The sequence below is a fragment of the Saccharomonospora halophila 8 genome (genome assembly GCF_000383775.1).
GTDB classification, from domain to species: Bacteria; Actinomycetota; Actinomycetes; order Mycobacteriales; family Pseudonocardiaceae; genus Saccharomonospora; species Saccharomonospora halophila.
The window spans coordinates 53,078-56,143 of sequence record NZ_KB912499.1; the positions used below are offsets into that span (position 1 = coordinate 53,078).

General features: G+C 72.5%; 4 protein-coding genes. All 4 read left to right on the top strand.

The window, feature by feature from the left end:
- Positions 1–460: RibD family protein (locus SACHA_RS20340; protein ID WP_039737987.1), on the top strand; the 460-nt coding region annotated here is incomplete at its 5' end.
- Positions 461–1,087, top strand: coding sequence for a riboflavin synthase (locus tag SACHA_RS0104955; protein WP_019807645.1), 627 nt, complete (start codon positions 461–463; stop codon positions 1,085–1,087).
- Between the two features lie 2 nt (positions 1,088–1,089).
- The gene (locus SACHA_RS0104960; RefSeq protein ID WP_039737988.1) at positions 1,090–2,382 is read left to right on the top strand and encodes a bifunctional 3,4-dihydroxy-2-butanone-4-phosphate synthase/GTP cyclohydrolase II; all 1,293 of its coding nucleotides are present in this window, start codon (positions 1,090–1,092) and stop codon (positions 2,380–2,382) included.
- 65 nt (positions 2,383–2,447) lie between these two features.
- A complete protein-coding gene (ribH, locus tag SACHA_RS0104965; protein WP_019807648.1) occupies positions 2,448–2,954 on the top strand; it encodes a 6,7-dimethyl-8-ribityllumazine synthase in 507 nt (168 codons plus the stop codon).
- Positions 2,955–3,066: the final 112 nt, after the last annotated feature.

Sequence of the window (3,066 nt, forward strand, 5' to 3'; positions counted from 1 at the left end):
CGCGGTCGTGGTCGGCACCGGCACCGTGCTCGCCGACGACCCGCGACTGACCGTGCGCGGCGCCGACGGCACCCCCGCCGGACGTCAGCCGCTCCGGGTGGTCGTGGGCACCCGGGAGATCCCGCCGGAGGCGGCGGTGCTGGATTCCTCGGCGGAGACGCTGCGGGTCCGTACCCGCGATCCGGACGCGGTGCTGGCCGCCCTGGACGAGCGGGGGATCGTCGACGTGCTGCTGGAGGGCGGACCCGCCCTGGCGGGCGCGTTCGTGGCCGCGCACCGGGTGGACCGGATCGTCGCCTTCGTCGCCCCGGTGCTGCTGGGCGCCGGGCCCGCGGCTCTGGGCGAGGCGGGAGTGTCAACGATCACCGAGGCACACCGTTGGCGGGTCGAACGGGCCACCATGAGCGGTGAGGACGTGCGGATCTCCGCCGTCCCGGTCACGGGCGAGGGAGGCGACTAGGTGTTCACCGGCATTGTGGAGGAGCTCGGCGAGGTCACGCGGGTACGGCAGGAGCCGCACGGCAGCCGCGTCACCGTCCGCGGGCCCGTGGTCACGGGGGACGCGAAACACGGCGACTCGATCGCCGTGAACGGGGTGTGCCTGACGGTGGCCGAGGTCTCCGCCGACGAGTTCACCGTGGACGTGGTGCCGGAGACCCTGGAGCGCACCAGCCTGCGCGGGATCGAACCGGGCAGGCGGGTCAACCTCGAACGGGCGATGGCGGCGAGCGACCGGTTCGGTGGGCACATCGTGCAGGGGCACGTGGACGGGACGGGCACGTTCCTGTCCCGGGACCCGGACGGGCTCACCCAGTTCGCCTTCCCGCCCGAGCTCGCGCGCTACGTCGTGGAGAAGGGGTCGATCGCCGTCGACGGGATCTCGCTGACCGTGGCCGGTGTCACGGACGAGGAGCTCACCGTCGCGCTGATCCCCACCACGCTGCGGGCGACCACGCTCGGCCGGAACGAGCCGGGCGAGGCGGTCAACCTGGAAGTGGACGTGCTCGCGAAGTATGTGGAGCGACTGGCCGCCGTCCACCTTCCGGGGGATACGGTGGGGAGTGGCGTGGGCAAGGAGGACGCGTGACCATGACTGAGGCCGGTCCCACACCGGACATCGACCTGATCGAGGCGGCGATCGACGACATCGCGAACGGTCGTCCGGTGGTCGTGGTCGACGACGAGGACCGCGAGAACGAGGGCGACCTGATCTTCGCGGCCGAGAAGGCCACCCCCGAACTGCTCGCCTTCATGGTGCGCTACACCTCGGGTTACATCTGCACCTCGCTCACCGGAGCGGACTGCGACCGGCTCGACCTGCCGCCGATGTTCCACACCAACCAGGACATGCGCGGCACCGCGTACACGGTCACGGTGGACGCGGCCGAGGGGATCGGCACCGGCATCTCCGCCACCGACCGCAGCCACACCATCAACCTGCTCGCCGACCCGAAGTCGCAGCCGTCCGACTTCCGCAGGCCCGGCCACGTCGTGCCGCTGCGGGCCAAGGACGGCGGGGTCCTGCGCAGGCCGGGGCACACCGAGGCCGCGGTGGATCTGGCGCGGATGGCCGGGCTCGCCCCGTCCGGGGTGCTGTGCGAGATCGTGTCGCAGAAGAACGAGGGCGACATGGCCCTGCGGGACGAGCTGGAGGTCTTCGCCGCCGACCACGAACTCAAGCTCATCACGATCGCCGACCTGATCGCCTACCGCAGGCGCAAGGAGAGGCAGGTCGAGCGCGTGGCCGAGGCCCGTGTCCCGCTCGCGGCGGGAACCTTCCGCGCGATCGGGTACGACAGCCTGCTCGACGGGATCGAGCACATCGCCTTCGTGTACGGCGACATCGGCGACGGCGAGGACATCCTGGTGCGGGCGCACTCCGAGTGCCTCACCGGGGACGTGTTCGGGTCGCTGCGGTGCGACTGCGGCCCGCAGTTGGAGGCGGCGCTGCGGGCGGTGGCCGCCGAGGGACGCGGTGTCGTGCTCTACATCCGGGGACACGAGGGCCGGGGGATCGGCCTGCTGCACAAGCTGCAGGCGTACCAGCTGCAGGACTCGGGTGCCGACACGGTGGACGCGAACCTGGAGCTGGGGGTGCCCGCCGATGCCCGCGACTACGGCACGGGGGCGCAGATCCTGTTCGACCTCGGGGTCCGGTCGATGCGGCTGCTGACCAACAACCCCGCCAAGCGGGTCGGGATCGAGGCGTACGGCCTGCGGGTCACCGGACGGGAGCCGTTGCCGACCTCGCCCAACCCGGAGAACCTGCGGTACCTGCGGACCAAGCGTGACAGGATGGGACACGACCTGTCCGAGCTGGAACACCTCGACGAGGTCGGCGCCGAGGTGACCGAGCACCGGGACGGCGGGGGCCCGGTGTGACCGGGCGCCGAGGCTGACTGGGCGCTGAAGCTGACTGGACGACCGGAGACGACGGGACACCGGGGATGAGTGGAGAAGGACGTCCCGACACGGGGCAGGACCTGAGCCGGTGCGCGAACCTGCGCCTGGGGATCGTGGCGACCCGGTGGCACACCCGGATCACCGACAGCCTGGTGGACTCGGCGCTGCGGGCCGTGCGGGACGTGCCGCTGGCCGACGAGCCGACGGTGCTGCGCGTGTCCGGTGCGGTGGAGCTGCCGGTCGTGGCGCAGGCGCTGGCGCGGGGGCATGACGCGGTCGTGGCCCTCGGCGTGGTGATCCGCGGCGGGACACCGCACTTCGACTACGTGTGCGACTCGGTGACGGCGGGGTTGACCCGCGTCGCGCTGGACGAGGGCACCCCGGTCGGCAACGGGGTGCTGACCTGCGACACGGAGGAACAGGCGCTGGCGCGGGCCGGCCTGCCGGAGTCGACGGAGGACAAGGGGCACGAGGCGGTCGAGGCGGCGCTGACCACCGCGCACGTGCTGCGCGGGCTGCGTCAGCCGTGGACGGAACAGGGGTTCGTGTGACCGCGCGGGACGGCGAAGGGACGGAACCGGTGCCGGAGACGGTGCGTGCGCAGGACCCCGCCGACGGTGACCCGGAACCCGCGGGCGACGGGGCGGCGGGACGGTCCGCCGG

Coding starts and splice junctions, on each gene's coding strand:
- ribH (WP_019807648.1), top strand. CDS start 2,448: ATGAGTGGAGAAGGACGTCCCGACACGGGGCAGGACCTGAGCCGGTGC.
- SACHA_RS0104960 (WP_039737988.1), top strand. CDS start 1,090: ATGACTGAGGCCGGTCCCACACCGGACATCGACCTGATCGAGGCGGCG.